The 15,067-nt window shown below is 58.0% G+C and carries 13 protein-coding genes, 1 tRNA gene and 1 pseudogene; 7 read left to right on the forward strand and 8 right to left on the reverse strand.

Annotated elements, in window-relative coordinates; translation table 11 throughout:
• Positions 1 to 282: 282 nt before the first annotated feature.
• Complete coding sequence (locus ACVWZJ_RS13365; RefSeq protein WP_011432900.1) at positions 283 to 717, reverse strand: hypothetical protein; 435 nt, start codon at positions 715 to 717, stop codon at positions 283 to 285.
• Between the two features lie 201 nt (positions 718 to 918).
• Here ACVWZJ_RS13365 and ACVWZJ_RS13370 point away from each other — a divergent pair.
• Positions 919 to 992: transfer RNA gene (locus ACVWZJ_RS13370), tRNA-Arg, on the forward strand.
• 33 nt (positions 993 to 1,025) lie between these two features.
• Here ACVWZJ_RS13370 and ACVWZJ_RS13375 read toward each other — a convergent pair.
• The 3 genes from ACVWZJ_RS13375 to ACVWZJ_RS13385 form a co-directional block, all read right to left on the reverse strand.
• Entirely contained in the window at positions 1,026 to 1,460 is a 435-nt protein-coding gene (locus ACVWZJ_RS13375) for a type IV pilin protein (RefSeq protein ID WP_457396362.1), read from the reverse strand.
• 573 nt (positions 1,461 to 2,033) lie between these two features.
• Positions 2,034 to 2,840 (reverse strand): FAD binding domain-containing protein, encoded by an 807-nt coding sequence (locus ACVWZJ_RS13380; protein WP_457396364.1) that lies wholly within the window; start codon positions 2,838 to 2,840, stop codon positions 2,034 to 2,036.
• 89 nt (positions 2,841 to 2,929) lie between these two features.
• Positions 2,930 to 3,397: a DUF1818 family protein gene (locus ACVWZJ_RS13385; RefSeq protein WP_457396365.1), complete on the reverse strand. Its 468-nt coding sequence runs from the start codon at positions 3,395 to 3,397 to the stop codon at positions 2,930 to 2,932.
• A gap of 332 nt (positions 3,398 to 3,729) precedes the next feature.
• On the opposite strand from ACVWZJ_RS13385, the gene ACVWZJ_RS13390 reads away from it, so the two are divergent.
• The 5 genes and pseudogenes from ACVWZJ_RS13390 to ACVWZJ_RS13410 all read left to right on the forward strand — a co-directional run bounded on the left by ACVWZJ_RS13390 (position 3,730) and on the right by ACVWZJ_RS13410 (position 8,878).
• The gene (locus ACVWZJ_RS13390; protein WP_457396367.1) at positions 3,730 to 5,415 is read left to right on the forward strand and encodes a SpoIID/LytB domain-containing protein; all 1,686 of its coding nucleotides are present in this window, start codon (positions 3,730 to 3,732) and stop codon (positions 5,413 to 5,415) included.
• A gap of 108 nt (positions 5,416 to 5,523) precedes the next feature.
• A pseudogene (locus ACVWZJ_RS13395) lies at positions 5,524 to 5,707 on the forward strand (hypothetical protein); the annotation flags it as partial.
• A 10-nt stretch (positions 5,708 to 5,717) separates the two neighbouring features.
• Positions 5,718 to 6,809, forward strand: coding sequence for a GTPase Era (gene era / locus ACVWZJ_RS13400; RefSeq protein ID WP_457396369.1), 1,092 nt, complete (start codon positions 5,718 to 5,720; stop codon positions 6,807 to 6,809).
• Positions 6,810 to 7,046: 237 nt separating this feature from the next.
• Entirely contained in the window at positions 7,047 to 8,177 is a 1,131-nt protein-coding gene (locus ACVWZJ_RS13405) for an aromatic ring-hydroxylating oxygenase subunit alpha (protein ID WP_041437237.1), read from the forward strand.
• Between the two features lie 98 nt (positions 8,178 to 8,275).
• Positions 8,276 to 8,878 (forward strand): glutathione S-transferase family protein, encoded by a 603-nt coding sequence (locus ACVWZJ_RS13410; RefSeq protein ID WP_011432893.1) that lies wholly within the window; start codon positions 8,276 to 8,278, stop codon positions 8,876 to 8,878.
• An 11-nt stretch (positions 8,879 to 8,889) separates the two neighbouring features.
• On the opposite strand, the gene ACVWZJ_RS13415 is transcribed toward ACVWZJ_RS13410, so the two are convergent.
• The 3 genes from ACVWZJ_RS13415 to der form a co-directional block, all read right to left on the reverse strand.
• Positions 8,890 to 10,095: a BMP family lipoprotein gene (locus tag ACVWZJ_RS13415; protein ID WP_011432892.1), complete on the reverse strand. Its 1,206-nt coding sequence runs from the start codon at positions 10,093 to 10,095 to the stop codon at positions 8,890 to 8,892.
• A 139-nt stretch (positions 10,096 to 10,234) separates the two neighbouring features.
• Entirely contained in the window at positions 10,235 to 10,699 is a 465-nt protein-coding gene (gene smpB / locus ACVWZJ_RS13420) for an SsrA-binding protein SmpB (protein WP_011432891.1), read from the reverse strand.
• Between the two features lie 23 nt (positions 10,700 to 10,722).
• On the reverse strand, positions 10,723 to 12,102 hold the full coding sequence (gene der / locus ACVWZJ_RS13425) for a ribosome biogenesis GTPase Der (RefSeq protein WP_011432890.1): 1,380 nt from the start codon (positions 12,100 to 12,102) through the stop codon (positions 10,723 to 10,725).
• Positions 12,103 to 12,268: 166 nt separating this feature from the next.
• Here der and ACVWZJ_RS13430 point away from each other — a divergent pair, with 166 nt between their 5' ends.
• A complete protein-coding gene (locus ACVWZJ_RS13430) occupies positions 12,269 to 13,465 on the forward strand; it encodes an aspartate aminotransferase (RefSeq protein WP_414415961.1) in 1,197 nt (398 codons plus the stop codon).
• A 3-nt stretch (positions 13,466 to 13,468) separates the two neighbouring features.
• On the opposite strand, the gene ACVWZJ_RS13435 is transcribed toward ACVWZJ_RS13430, so the two are convergent.
• Complete coding sequence (locus tag ACVWZJ_RS13435) at positions 13,469 to 14,677, reverse strand: Coenzyme F420 hydrogenase/dehydrogenase, beta subunit C-terminal domain (protein ID WP_011432888.1); 1,209 nt, start codon at positions 14,675 to 14,677, stop codon at positions 13,469 to 13,471.
• Positions 14,678 to 15,067 lie beyond the last annotated feature (390 nt).

The following is a 15,067-nucleotide window of genomic DNA, read 5'->3' on the forward strand; positions in this document are numbered from 1 at the left end:
TTCTCGTTTTGACAAATTGGCCAGGAACTTCTTGAGTTTTCTCTATCTCGTCAGTGCTCTCTTTTGGCTCAAATGAAAGATCAACACAACCTAGTTTGGAATGACTATGATTTGTAATTTTTTACAGAAAGAGGCGTTTTTCAAAAGCTGAGCTGGCACTTGTTCTCTCGTTTTAACAAGTTGGCCAGAAACTTCTTAAGCTTTCTCTACTCTGTAGGCACGCTCTTCTGGATCCAGCTGATCCAGCTAGACCAGGGCATGGGGTAAGACTACTCCAAGATCCTATTCTCCCTCGGGGGGTGCTGCCGCCTCAGAATCCAAAATGGCCCCTGCTCCGTAAGAGTCAATATCGATGGCCTGGGATCCACCGGCAGCCAACAGAGCCATCAGGGATCCCAACTGCCACCACACCAAGCCTGCCGTGCTCAACACTAGGATCCCACCGACGCAGGCGGCCAAGGCCATAGACAGGCCAAACACGTTCAGACACGCGGCCACAAACCCAGAGGTAAACAGGCAGCAGAGACTGTAGGTGAGGATCACCCCAGGAGTGCGGTAGCGAATTTGCGCTTGGCTATCCCGGTTGAGCTGCCAAAGGGCCACCTGGTATTCCAAATTGTCCTTGAAAATGATGCCAAAGATAACAGCAAAAAAGCTGAATAAGGCGATGGCAGAGTAAATGGGGGGATTGACGAAGGGATCAGAAAGGGATTCCATAGGGCTGACCTCGGTTTGGGATCCAAGTCCTTAGCTTAACACCTCTTAGCATCACAGAAGATGTCTAGCAGGTCAATGTCAACAACACAACCGATAACGCCAGACCCAGTTGGGTCATGATGAGAACTGGTCGGGTATCACCTCATCTGCAAAAGGGCTGTAATCTGAGATGGGGGCTAAGAGCAGTAGGATGTTCGACAAGGGGCTGTAGCTCAGATGGATAGAGCAAGCGCCTCCTAAGCGCTAGGTCGGCGGTTCAAGTCCGCCCAGTCCCGTCTCCTCAAGCCGCCAAATCTCGCCCAGGCAAGTCAATGATAAAGGTTGCAGGAGTTGTGCAGGTCGTAGCCAGAGACCAGAACCTCTTGCTGGCGATCCCCGAGGCCGATGTCACAGCGCAGGGGATTCCCACCAGCAGCTGTGTAGGTGTGAGACTCCGTCATCCAACGAATGCCGCTTGGGCCAGGTGTGGGAGGAACAACTTCGGGGAGACGATAGTTGGGGGCTTGCCAGGGATCTTGCAGATAACGATCCCCGTGGATCCCTCCGAATTCAATATCGGCGTAGCTGGAAGGATAAACCGTAAAATCCATGCGGAAGATTTCCGAAGCACGGCCAACGGTCGCCAAAGCTGTTTGGGCTTCAGCAACTCTGGAACGGCGAATGTGGTTAAGCAGGTTGGGAATGGCCACCGCGCAGAGAGTACCGACAATCACGATGACCACCAGCAACTCGATCAATGTCATGCCACGAGGAGCCGCAGTGGCCAGACGGAAAAGGATTCTCCTGAGATAGACTTCATGAAGGGAAAACCGATTCATGACAGCCTCAGCCCCACTTTGGGAGAAATCAGGCACCCGGCTAAACCCGAAGGATCTTGCCCTGGTATTCAAGCCTTTTCTTGGTCTCAGGTTACCCTTCGCAGACCCAAAACTTTCCTCATCAAATCATGTGAACTCCTGAATCCAAAACCCCACTGGATATCAACTGTAGGTAAATTTTTTGTAAACTGGCTTCAAGTTTTAAGGCCAGATAAATCTGAGTTCACTGTGAACTGTTTTCGCGGCTGTCTATGGGGTGACACTGCCAGTTGCTACTGCCCCAAACTTTTATGTGTTACCCATTTTTGGAACAGCAACAGATGAATTTTTGCCTGTGGCTATCTCAATCCTATGGACGGGAATGTCAGACTTATGGTCATTTCGATTCAAACTGGGGCACTGACCCACGCCTAAAACCTTTACTTTCAGAGCGGCGGGAGCTTTGGCAGGATGAGTACGTCGTTCTCAGCCCCCTGTTGGGATGGGGCAATACCCCGATTAGCCCAAGATGTCTATACAGCGGCGAATCAATACCTCGCTCATGCGTTGGCGGTAAAGGGCGCTGGCCCGAAAATCCGCGATCCAGCCGTGGGCTTTCTCTGCCAAAAGTTGGGGAAGATGTTCTGGATCGGGCCGGGATCCCAGCCGCACCAGTTGTGGGGGTGAAAGGGCAGCATTGAGTCCGAAGCGATAATCGCCTGAGTCGGGATCGCGGGATCCAGCGACGATCACCAAGGCGGGATCCGTTTGGGTGATGCCGAGCCGCTGAAAGGTGCTGGGGCTGCGCAGGCGTTGGGCCGGGATCCAGATGGATCGCAAGGCTTCCCCCGGCTGCAGCAGAGTTTGTTGGGGGCCGGTTTGAAAGTCCTGAGCGGGGATGTGGCGCAGGGATCCCTGCAGATCGATCAGCGTGTAGGTGGCCTCAAGAGCGATCAACACGGGTGCTACGACACCGACACTCAGGGCCAGGCAGAGATTTCCCCCTATCGTTGCCAAGTGGGCCACCTTAAAAGAGGCCAAAGACGCCATTCCCTCGCACAGGGCGCGGATCCCTGGCCAATGGGGTGGCCAATCGTATTGCAACAGTTGCTGGAAGGTACAGGTTGCCCCCAGTTTTAGCCCTTCTGCGCTGATTTCCAGCTCGTTCCAGCCCAGAGGATGCAAATCGACCAGTCCCCGCAGGTGGGGTTGCGGCTGGGAGAAGAGCCAAGTCCCCCCGGCCAGCCAGTTCCAGCCGGGATCCCAGGCGGTCAAGTCCTCAAGCTGTCGGGGACGAATGTAGGTGTGCAGATGGTGCAGATCCATGGGTTCTCTCAGGCGCTGAAGGGAATCAAGGGGTTGTAGCTTCACCCCAAAAACCCTGGGCAGGGATCCAGACTGCAGGCTTCAGGGGGCTAGAGAGCTTCCTCAAAGCATTGGGCGAGGGCCTGGCATAGCTCAGGGACAACATCAGCAGGCCAAAAACCTTCTCCGCGCCGGCCTTGATGCAATTGCACGTAGAGGCCCCAGGCGGTGGCGCTGCCGCTGGCAATCAACGTCAAAGCAGGGCAAGTCTGCTCCAGCGTAATGCGCTCCTCCGCCATCAGTTGGGAGGCGATGGCCTCCATATCCTGCTGCAGGCGCTGCACCCCCTGCACAAACGCTTGCCACTCCTCCTGAGTGAGCTCCAGCGCCCAGGCTTCTCCCCCCACCAGCGCAACAAAAGGGGAACGGGTGGGATCCCAGCCCAGCCTCCAGCCGGATCCCTTGTGCAGAGAGGGGCAGCGTCCCGCCGTGGCGATTGGGAACCCGTCGTCGGGAACAGACAGGCAAGGAAAAGCATCCATGGTGCTGATACATTTACGCTGAACACTGCTGAACATCACTGTTCAACTATGCAGCGATAGCATTCTGTTTGTTTCCAAACAGAATGGCGGTATCCCGCAAAGCTTTGAGTAGAATACCCAAAGCGCAGTTTCCGTGTCGTCTTACTACCAATTTTCTGCTTTGCTTTGGCTACCATGTTGGCAGACTCGAAAGTAAACAGAAAGATCAACTGGTAGTAATCCGTACTGAACATATTATACATTATTTTCAGTATAGTTGAGCTTATTATTGACTAGAGTCATGCTCCCCACCGCTAACGCAACCGCTGCAGGTAGGCCAAAAAAGATGGGGGTAAAATCGACAGGGTGTGTTTTAGGATAAAGCGGCCATGGCCAGTTGTCAGGCTCTCACTGCCAAACCCCGTCGGTTTTTAGGGGCTCCGTCCCGCTGGCGCAAACAGAGCACCCTCATTTCTGGCTTGGGCCTGTTGCTGGCGGCCTTAGCGCTCCATGCCGCCGACGCAACCGGAGTTCGTGAAGAGACCTTGGCCACGGCAGCCACCCCCGAAAACCCAATCCTGCATATAGGCATTGTGCAACGCTTTGGCCGTTCTGAGACGGATCAAGTGGAGCTGGCGGCGCCGACGGGATCCCTTCTCACCCTGGAATTTGCCCAAGCAGACGGCAGCACCCAAACGCAGCGAACGCCTCGGGTCAGCATCGGCATTGTCAATCGCGCCCTGACCACCCCGGAAACCGTATACCGTCTAATCCTCAGCAGCCACAAAAGTTTTGAGAGTGCCGAGGCCAACGCCAACCATTGGCAGTCTCTGGGCATCAGCACCGAGATCGCCCAGCCGCAAGAATGGCAGGTGTGGGCCAACCGCGCCTACACCCCGCAACAACTGATCCAGATTCAGCAGTATGCCCAGAAGGAAGGGATCCCCCATGTGCGGCTCGAGGTGCAGGAGCGACGCGAACGGGCGGAGCTAAGCTGGGTTCATGAACACTTTCGCTACCACCGCACCCGCCTCAGGGTGACCTCCGATGCTGGCTATCTGCGGGTGAACGACCGCCACTACGCCGGCTCTATTACCATTCAGCCCAACGCCTACGGCAGCTACACCGTAGTCAACGCCGTGCCCCTGGAAACCTATTTGCGGGGGGTAGTTCCCCACGAGGTGGGGCCAGGGGCCCCTTTTGCCGCGATGGCCACCCAGGCGATTTTGGCGCGCACCTACGCCCTCAAGAACCTCCACCGCTTTCAGGTTGACGATTATCAGCTCTGCGCCAATACCCATTGCCAGGTTTACAAGGGGTTGACCGGAACTCACCCACGGGCAGACGAAGCCATTCGCCAAACCAGTGGCCTGGTGCTCACCTACAATGGCGAGCTGGTGGATGCTGTCTATTCCTCTACCAATGGCGGCATCTCGGCGGCCTTTGAAGATGTTTGGGACGGGGATCCGCGCCCCTACCTGCGCCGGCAAGCGGATATTGCCCATCAACCGGGTAAGCCCTTGGATTTGCGGCAGGAGAGCAGCTTCCAGGCGTTTTTGGCCCAACGAGAGGGCTTCAACGAAGCAGGAGTATCCCGCCTATTCCGCTGGGAGTTCTCCCTATCTTTGGAGGAGCTGAACACCCAGTTGCGGGCTGGCCAAGACTACCTAGGGATCCCGATGCCCACCTGGAGCAGCATCGCGGGGATGCAGATCCTGGAGCGCTCCGCCAGTGGCCGGGTGCAGGTGATGCAATTGGACTTGCAGACGGCAGAAGGGATCCGCTCGATTCTTTTGCGCAAGGATCAGGTACGCTTGGCTTTTCCTCGCCTGTACAGCACCCTGTTTCGGATAGAGCCTCTGAAACAAGGGGAGCGATTGGCAGGCTATCGCTTCATCGGTGGCGGCTTTGGCCATGGGGTGGGCCTGAGCCAGTATGGCTCCTATACCCTGGCTCGGCAGGGGTTTAACGCGGCACAAATCCTCGCTTTCTACTACCCCGGCACCACCTTGGCCCCGCTGGGATCCCTATCCTTGCAGTTGCCTGCCGCCTCAGCAGCCTACTCTATCCGCTAGAGGTTGGGTGAAAGTTATGGCCGTTCGCGACAGCGGGACAGAGCCTTTAGAAGAGCATGACTCTAGTCAATAATAAGCTCAACTATACTGAAAATAATGTATAATATGTTCAGTACGGATTACTACCAGTTGATCTTTCTGTTTACTTTCGAGTCTGCCAACATGGTAGCCAAAGCAAAGCAGAAAATTGGTAGTAAGACGACACGGAAACTGCGCTTTGGGTATTCTACTCAAAGCTTTGCGGGATACCGCCATTCTGTTTGGAAACAAACAGAATGCTATCGCTGCATAGTTGAACAGTGATGTTCAGCAGTGTTCAGCGTAAATGTATCAGCGCCGGACATCCCCATTCTCCTTCAGACGGGAGGGATCCCTCCCCTGAGGGACAGGGATCCATTGGCGACGGCGGGACAGAGTCCTCCGCTGCTGCAGCAGAAGGGGAATCGGCGCCCGGTCGTGTCAGCAGTGGGGAACTGTCTGCGATCCCGGCTGCCCCGCCAGGGTTTAAGTCGGGGTTTGTGGGGCTGATCGGGCGGCCCAATGTGGGCAAGTCCACCCTACTCAACGCCCTGGTGGGACAAAAGATTGCCATCACCTCTCCCGTGGCCCAGACCACCCGCAACCGCCTGCAGGGGATCCTCTCCCTACCCCAAGCCCAGATCATCTGGGTGGATACCCCTGGCATCCACAAACCCCACCACCGCCTGGGGGAAATCTTGGTACACAACGCCCAGGCAGCCATTGCCGCTGTGGACGTGATCCTCTTCGTGGTGGATGGATCGGTGCCGGCAGGACGCGGGGATGCTTTTATTGCCGAGCGGATCCCTGCTGCTTCCCCCTGCCTGATCGTCTGCAACAAAGCGGATCTGCTTCCTCGGGATGCTGCCGTGCGCCAAGCTCACCAAGAGAGCTACCAAGCCCTGCGCCCCGGCGCTCCTGTCGTTTGGGTGTCTGCCTTGGATCCCAGCAGTTTGACACCCCTGATCCAAGCCACCATCGATCTGCTGCCCACCGGCCCCTACTACTACCCGCCGGATCTGGTGACGGATCAGCCGGAGCGGTTCATCATGGCGGAGCTGATCCGAGAACAGGTGCTGCTGCAGACCCGCGAGGAAGTGCCCCATTCCGTGGCCGTGACCATCGACCAGGTGGAAGAAACCCCCAACGTCACCCGCATCTTGGCCACCCTCTATGTAGAGCGGGACTCGCAAAAGGGGATCCTCATCGGCAAAGGGGGGGAAAGGCTCAAGCGGATCGGCCAGGCAGCCCGCCTGCAGATTCAAAAGCTGATCCTGGGCAAGGTGTACCTGGAGCTGTTTGTCAAGGTGCGGCCCCACTGGCGGCGCTCTGAGCACCTTCTGCGCGACTTGGGCTACAGCGCTACGCCCCCCTAGCGGAAAGAAGCCATTTGCGTCAGCAGGACGGAGTTCTTATGCCCCCCTCTCCCCTTGTGGGTAGGAGACTGGGGTATTTGCGCGAGCAGCACGGCGTGCTTGGGGGGAATGCTTCAAAAATGCCTTAAAAATGCCTTGGATCTGCTTGGAATAGATGCCGGATGGGATCCCTGCGTTAGCTTGGATAGCAAAGCCTCTGGAGTCCCACAGCAGTTTTTCTTATCGCTGCTTTGCCCCATGACCGCTTTCTATCCCGCTACGGTTCAACCGGGCGCCCGCACCCTGCCGGGCCACTACTACGTCTCCTCCAGCCGCTTTGAGGCGGAGATTGAGCGGATTTTTTATCGGCAGTGGTTCTGCGTGGGGCGCAGTGCCGATCTGGCCCAACCCGGAGACTTTTTGCAGGTGCAGGTGCTCAGAGAAAGCCTGATCCTGGTACGGGATCCCAAGGGGCAAGCCCATGCCTTCTTCAACCACTGTCGCCATCGAGGAACCCGACTCTGCAGCGAGCTCCAAGGCCATTTTGCCGATGGGATCCCTTGCCCCTACCACGCCTGGCGCTATGGGCTGGATGGACAATTGTTGGCGGCTCCCCAGATGCACGAGGTGGAAGACTTTCGCCGTGAAGATTATCCCCTCCACTCCGCTGCCTTGGCAGAATGGGAAGGCTTCGTCTGGGTCAACCTCAGCCGCAATCCTCAGCCCTTCGATGAGGTTTTTGCCCCATTGCAAGGTCGTTTCCGAGAGTGGAACCTGTCCGCTCTGCGGCGAGGTCATCGTATTGAATACAACGTTCAGGCCAACTGGAAATTGCTGTTTGAAAACTACTCTGAGTGCTACCACTGCCCCCTCATTCACCCGGAATTGGCCCGTCTTTCGCCGGCTCGCAGCGGTCGCAACGACCTGATGGAAGGCCCCTTTTTGGGCGGCTACATGTTGCTCAACCCAGATGTGACCAGCCTAAACATGAGTGGCCAACGCAGCTTGCCCCTGATCTCCACCGTGCGCGGAGAAAACCAACGGCGGGCCTACTACTACACCCTTATGCCCAATCTATTCTTGAGCCTGCAGCCGGACTATGTCATGACCCACACCCTGTGGCCGCAGGGATCCGACCGGACGCGGGTTGTCTGCGATTGGCTGTTTGAGCCGGAGACCTTGGCGCTGGATGGTTTTGATCCCAGCGAGGTGGTGGAATTGTGGGATCGCACCAATCGACAGGATTGGCACCTGTGCGAGCTCACCCAGCAAGGGGTGGGATCCCGTGCCTATGAAGCAGGGCCTCTTTCCCATGCAGAAGGGTTGCTGCAAGCCTTTGGGCGGGAATACCGCCGGCAGATGCAGGAGTTGGAAGAACAAAGCTGCTAAAAAAGTGTTAGGGACAGAGGGTTTTTGTTGATTGGGTTGCCGTTGGCGTTGTTAGGACGAAGTTCTTTGTAAGGTGCTTTGGGCTGAGGTTAACCACAATGTTGCGACTGTACGGGATCCCAACCTCCGGAAATTGCTACAAAGTGGAATTGCTCCTCAAGCAATTGGGGATCCCCTATGAGACGGTTGAAGTCAACTCCAGGGCCGGAGAAAACCGCCGCCCCGAGTACCTGGCCAAGAACCCCCTGGGCCAGATCCCGGCTTTGGAACTGGAAGATGGAACGGTCTTGGCCGAGTCCGCCGCGATCTTGGTCTACCTGGCAGAAGACACCCCCCTCTACGGCCAAAACAAGTTGGAACGGGCCGAGATTTTGAAGTGGTTGCTTTTTGAACAAACCCGCATTGCCCGCTACATCGCCACCACTCGCTTCTGGGTGCGGGCCGGCCAAGCAGAGGCCCATGCTGACGTGATCGCCCAGAACTTGAAATCTGGAACAGAGGCCTTGGAGATCATGGAAGGCCACCTGCAGGGGAAAGCATTTTTTGTGGGCAACCGCTACACCATCGCCGATCTCGCCCTTTTCACCTACACCCATGTGGCGGAGCAGGGCGGGTTTGACCTCAAGCCCTTTCCTCAGATCCGAGCCTGGTGTCAGCGGGTGAAAGCCACCGACCGCTTCTTCCCCCTCCCCGGAGCCTAGAACGCCTTCCGCTAATTGCTGGCTCCCTCCATGCCCTGCAGCAACTGGCCCAGATACCAAATCTCGACCTCGCTGGCCACTTCCCCCTCAGCCAAGAAGGGCGTGCCATCTTGGAAGTTGAGCGGCCCCTTGAAGAGCTGAATGCTGCCATTCCCCAAGCCGGCGATGAACTCCTCCAACTTAGCCCTATCTTCTGGCTCCAGGGCTTCTCCCATGATGAACCCCGCCGAAGACGTGTCCGGGTTGTTGATGTCTGACCAGTCGATGGGCGGACGCAGGAATTGGCTCTCGAAGGTGCCCGCGCGAGCCGCCTCGATCAATTGCTTGTAGCCAGGCCCCCAGTTGTAGTAGGAAACCCCCAGGCAAATTTCGGGCGCAAAGTTACAACCGCTGGCCAGGCCGTAGTGGGTGTAGCGCACTCGCTTTCCGACCTCAGCAGCCCGCTTGCCTTGTACCGCCGCCTCCGGCGTATCCAACCCCGACATCACCACATCAAAGCCGCTGTTGTAAAAGTCATCGGCAACCTTGCTTGGATCCAAAGTAACCCCTGGAATGTTGAACCAGAAGCCAATCCAGGTCACCCGGAACTGCAACTCTTCAGGACGATCTCGGTAAGTTTCCCAGCAGTATTTGGCTCCCAAGTAGGCGGCAGCAGCGTAACGGCGGGTTTCGTCGTTGATCAGAGGCCCCAACAGGCCAATTTTGCCGGTTTCGGATCCCAGAGCCGCGGCACATCCGGCCACCATGCGCATCGCTTCCATCTGGGGCATGATGTTGGCCAAGTTGGGCAGATCGATGTAATTTTTCCCTTCCTTCCAGGCCATGTCCCCAGAAGCATGGATAACTGCGATCTCAGGATGCTTGCGGGCCGTTTCAATCGCATCGTCTTTGTGGTCATCGGAAGTAAAGATGATAACCTTCGCACCTCGGGCGATCATGTCATCCGCCACCTGGGAGGCGCGCACATTGGGCCGATCCGCCGGGTTCACCTTATCCAGGTAATCAAACTCGACACCGGGCAACTTGGCCTTGACGTATTCGCTGCCCTCCACATGCGCCTGGCTCCAGCCGCCATCCTGCATCGGCCCCACCAGCACCATGCCCACTTTGAAGGTCTCTTGCGCTGTTGTGGGGGTGGATCCCAGTAGAGCGGCGACTGCCAGGCCAATAGCCCAGCCTCTCGAGGGAGAAAAAGCGCGGGTAAGATTCCAGTTCACAGGCAGCTCCAACAGAACAGGGATCCAAAGCCGGAAGACTACATCCATCATCGGGATCCCGCTGCAGATCGCTGTATCTGAGAATACAAAAAGGCGCTTGGCAAACGACGTGGAAGCCAGCAGGGGCTCAGGGAGAAATTTATCGTTCCTTCAGTTCCCGCTGAATCTCCCGCTGGGTTTGCCGCTCTTTGATTGCCTGCCGCTTGTCGTGGAGCTTTTTGCCGCGGGCCACGCCCAGATGGGCTTTGATCCAGCCGCGGTTGAGCACCAGCTTGAGGGGAACCACGGTCAGGCCCTTTTGTTCCACCAAGCCCCGTAGGCGGTCGATCTCGCGGCGGTGCAGCAGCAACTTGCGGCGGCGGGTAGGGTCGTGGTTAAACACTTTGCTGGCGGTGTCATGGGGGGAGATGTGCAGATTGTGCAGCCATGCTTCCCCATCCCGAAAGAGGGCAAAAGCGTCTTGCAGGTTGGCTTTGCCCGCTCGTATCGATTTCACCTCTGTGCCGGTCAGTTGGATCCCGGCCTCATAGGTCTCCAAGATGTCGTACTCGAAGCGGGCGCGACGGTTGTCAACCAGGGTTTTGACGTTGGGATCCACAGCCATAGGCTTTCAGTAGACCAGAGGGCCTAACGAGAGGTCAGGGATCTCTCCAATTTTCGCACCGCCCGCCCAACCAAGCGCTCGGATTTGCCGCGCCAGAGAAAGCGAATGGGGGTACCGGTAAAGTCCAGGTTTTGCCGGAAGTGCTTTTCCAGGAAGCGGCGGTAGTTATCCTTAAACAAATCGGGATCGTTGACAAACAGAACAAAGGTGGGGGGCCGATCCGCCACCTGGGTGCCGTAGTAAATTCTGCCCTGCTTGCCCTGGCGGTTGGTGGGGGGCGATTGCCAGGCAAGAGCATCCTGGAGCACTTCGTTGACCACAGCGGTGGGAACCCGTTTGCGGTGGGCGGCCACCACGGTATTCACCTGCTCAAAGATTTTGTGGGTGCGTTGCCCAGTGAGGGCGCTGACAAACAGGAGCGGCGCCCATTCAATAAAGTAAAGCCTGTCGCGAATCTCGCGGGTGAACTCGTTGATGGTGTGGGTATCTTTGTTTTCTACTGCATCCCACTTGTTGACGACGACAACGCAGGCGCGGCCCTCTTCTTCGATGCGCCCGGCCAGCCTCTGGTCCTGTTCGGTAACCCCCTCCAAAGCATCGATCACCAGCAGCACTGCATCCGAGCGCTGGATGGCCTTGAAGGCCCGGTTGATGCTGAAGAACTCAATGCCGTACTGCACGCGGTTTTTTTTGCGGATGCCGGCGGTATCGATGAGGCGATAGGGCTGCCCTTCCCAGGTGACCACGGTGTCGATGGCATCGCGGGTGGTGCCGGAAATGGGGCTGACGATGGCCCGCTCGGATCCTACCAGGCGGTTGAGCAAGCTGGATTTGCCGACGTTGGGCCGTCCCACAATCGAGACGGCGATGGGATCTGGCTCGCCTGCGGCTTCTGCGGTCACTTCGGGCAAGTGAGCCAGCACCGCCTCCAACAGCTCGGCTACCCCATTGCCATGAATGCCGGAACAGGGGATCGGATCCCCCAGCCCCAGCTCCCAAAAGGCTGCTGCCTGAGCCAGGCCCATCTGCCCCGACTCGCACTTGTTTACGGCCACCACCACCGGCAGGGGTTGTTTGCGCAGCCAATCGGCCACTTCTACATCGGCGGGTGTCAGTCCCTCTCGGCCATCCACCACGAAGATCACGGCCTGCGCCTCGGCCATGGCTGCCATTGCTTGCTGGCGAATGTGGGGTAAAAATTCGCTGTCATCCCCAAAAACCAGGCCGCCGGTGTCCACCACCCGCAAGCGGCGCCCGTTCCATTCCACCTCCTGGTACAGACGATCCCGGGTCACCCCAGGCTCATCATGCACAATGGCCGAACGCACCCCCGCCATGCGGTTGACGAGGGTGGATTTGCCCACGTTGGGGCGGCCCACAATGGCCACAAGAGGTAGGGGCACTGTTCGGCTCGTCGATAACTTGAGATGGGATATCTATCCTAGCCGTTCCGGATCCCGGATGCCCAAAGCCGCCAATCTCGATCATTGCTTTGGATGCAGGTCTGGCGGTAAGTTAGGTACCTATCCTCCCATCAGGCACCGGCTGTGCCCCTTCCCCATTCTTGCCATGAACCGCGCTCTCGTTCCCGCCCAGCGGCTGAACAAGCTGCCCGCCTATGTCTTCGCCCGCTTGGATGAGCTGAAGGCCCGCGCCCGCCAGCAGGGGTTGGATTTGATCGATCTGGGCATGGGCAACCCCGATGGCCCCACCCCACAGCCGGTGGTGGAGGCGGCGCAGGCGGCCATTGCGGATCCCGCCCACCACGGCTACCCGCCCTTTGAGGGCACGGCCAGCTTCCGCCAGGCGATCACGGATTGGTACTGGCGTCGCTACGGGGTGGAGCTGGATCCCAATGGAGAGGCGCTGCCTTTGCTGGGATCCAAAGAGGGGCTGACCCACCTGGCTCTGGCCTATGTGGATCCCGGAGATCTGGTGTTGGTGCCCAGCCCTGCCTATCCAGCCCATTTTCGCGGCCCCATGATTGCCGGCGGGCAGATCTACCCGATGATGCTGCGCCCGCAGAAGGGGTGGTTGATCGATCTGCAAGAAATACCGCCGGAAGTGGCCCAGCAAGCGCGGGTGCTCTACTTTAACTACCCCAACAACCCGACGGCGGCAGTTGCGCCCCGCTCTTTTTTTGAGGAGGTGGTGGAGTTTGCCCGCCGCTACGATCTCATCCTGGTGCACGACCTGTGCTATGCCGAGTTGGCTTTTGATGGCTACCGGCCCACCAGCTTGCTGCAGATCCCAGGGGCCAAGGACTTGGCAGTGGAGTTCCACACCCTCTCCAAAACCTACAACATGGCCGGCTGGCGGGTGGGATTTGTGGTGGGCAATCGCCAGATCATCCAGAGCTTGCGCACCCTGAAAACCAATCTCGACTACGGCATTTTTGCCGCCATCCAAAAGGCCGCCGAAACTGCCCTGCGCCTGCCGGATAGCTACCTGGAGCAGGTACAAGAGCGCTACCGCCGCCGGCGCGACTATCTGATCGGCCGCCTAGCGGAGTTAGGCTGGCGGATCGAGCCGCCACGGGCGACGATGTATCTCTGGATCCCTACCCCCCGCGCTGCCGACGGCACCCCTGAGGGATCGACGGAGTTTGCCCTGCGGGTGCTGGAATCTACAGGCGTGGTCGTAACCCCCGGCAGCGCTTTTGGAGAGGGAGGAGAGGGCTACGTGCGGATTAGCCTAATTGCCGATTGCGAGCGCATAGGTCAGGCTATCGATCGCTGGGCGGAAGCCGGGATCCGCTACTGCTGAGCCTCAGTCTTGCGGGAGTTGGTACTGCTCCACAATCCGCCGGGCAAAGGGGGGCACGTGCTGCTCCAACTTCTGGGGATAGTGGCGGCGCACGTAGAGGTAGTTGCGGGTGAAGTGGGAATCGATGGAGAAGCGGGCATATTCCAGGCCGCGCGGCCCAAAGCGCTGGATTGCCGCCCCCAAGAGGCGAGCCAGCCACATTGGCAAACTCAGGGCTTGGTCGTAGGCAGGGATCCCCTGCTGCACTGCCGCCCTCCGGGATCCCTGCGAGATCACCGGTTGGGTTTCCAGCTCCTCCCAGACTAAGTCCAACAGCTCTTGCCCCCGCTGATTGCGCACCAGCAGCCATTGCCAGCCCAAGGGGGATCCCATGTAGCCCACCACCAGATCTGCCAGAGCATTCACATAGTCAAAACAACTGAGGCAGGAGGGGGCAAACACGTCCTTGAGTTCTTTGGTCTTGAGGCCGAAGAAGGGCACCTTTTCCACCGAGCCATCTTCGTGTTTGAAGTGGATGTGGAAGTCTTGCATAAACTCGTAGTGCACCACCGTCTGTGGGGAGCGGCTGGTGGTTTCTAGAAACTTTTGCAGCCCGGCACGGCTGACATTGTCCACACAGGGCGTGCCCAACACGTACAGCTTCTCTAGGCCCAGTTTTTTTTCCACCGCCCGCAAAGCCTGAATTTGGCAGCCCACCCCGATCACCAATAGGCGCTTGAGGCCGCTTTGCTCCACCTGCTCCAACACAGACAAGTTGGGAGAAAGAGTTGGCTTGTTAACTCGCGCCGCCCAGACCGCTTCGGGGGTACGGGCCAGGATGGGCCGTGGCTGAAAGCGATCCCGCTCATCCGCCTGCACGCACACCACCCCTTCCACCAAGCCAGTGGTGAGGGCCTTCATGCCAATGCTGCTGACAATGCCCGTCCACTGGGCCCCCGGGATCGGATCCCGCTTGCGGGCTGTGTACATCGCCTCGTAGACACCGAAGTAATCGGTATCAGTGACGGCGAGGGATCCTGAGCGCAGCGATTCCCGGGATCGCCCGTGGGTCTGTTCTTCCAACTGGGTCAGTTGCTGGTTCAAGAAGGCACAGGCTTCTTTGACGTGGGCCACGTAGCGGGTATCGCAAAGGCCGCACTGGCTGCACAGCTCTTTGGCCGGATAGCGGCCGGAACGGATGGGCCGGGCTGGACGCGGTGAACGGGATCCCATGATTTCTAGTGTTTGCGTAAGCGGAATGGAGTCCAATGGATCTTTTGAGCTTTGCTATTTAAGCTTTCTTTGAGATCTAAAGACACAGGCACCTCAGGCGTTCGCAGCAACGGCAACCAAGGTGCTCTCTTCAGTTTGCGGCCAAAACGGCAGATAGCGGCAAAGAACTTCGAGGGATCCCTGCTAAAGGAGCGCAAAATTTCAGCTAGAAATCGCAGGAGCCCCGCACTGTACCCGTAGGGTCAGTGTCGGGAGGAATGCGGAAGTTACGATAGAACCATGACCCAAGTCCTGGCCGTCTCCTGTAAGCTCAAGGTGTCCCAGTCGCAGGCCGCAAAGTTGGACGCGACCTTGGATGCCTTTGTGCAGGCGTTGAACTGGGTCAACCAA

It is taken from the genome of Thermostichus sp. OS-CIW-29 (genome assembly GCF_054058195.1).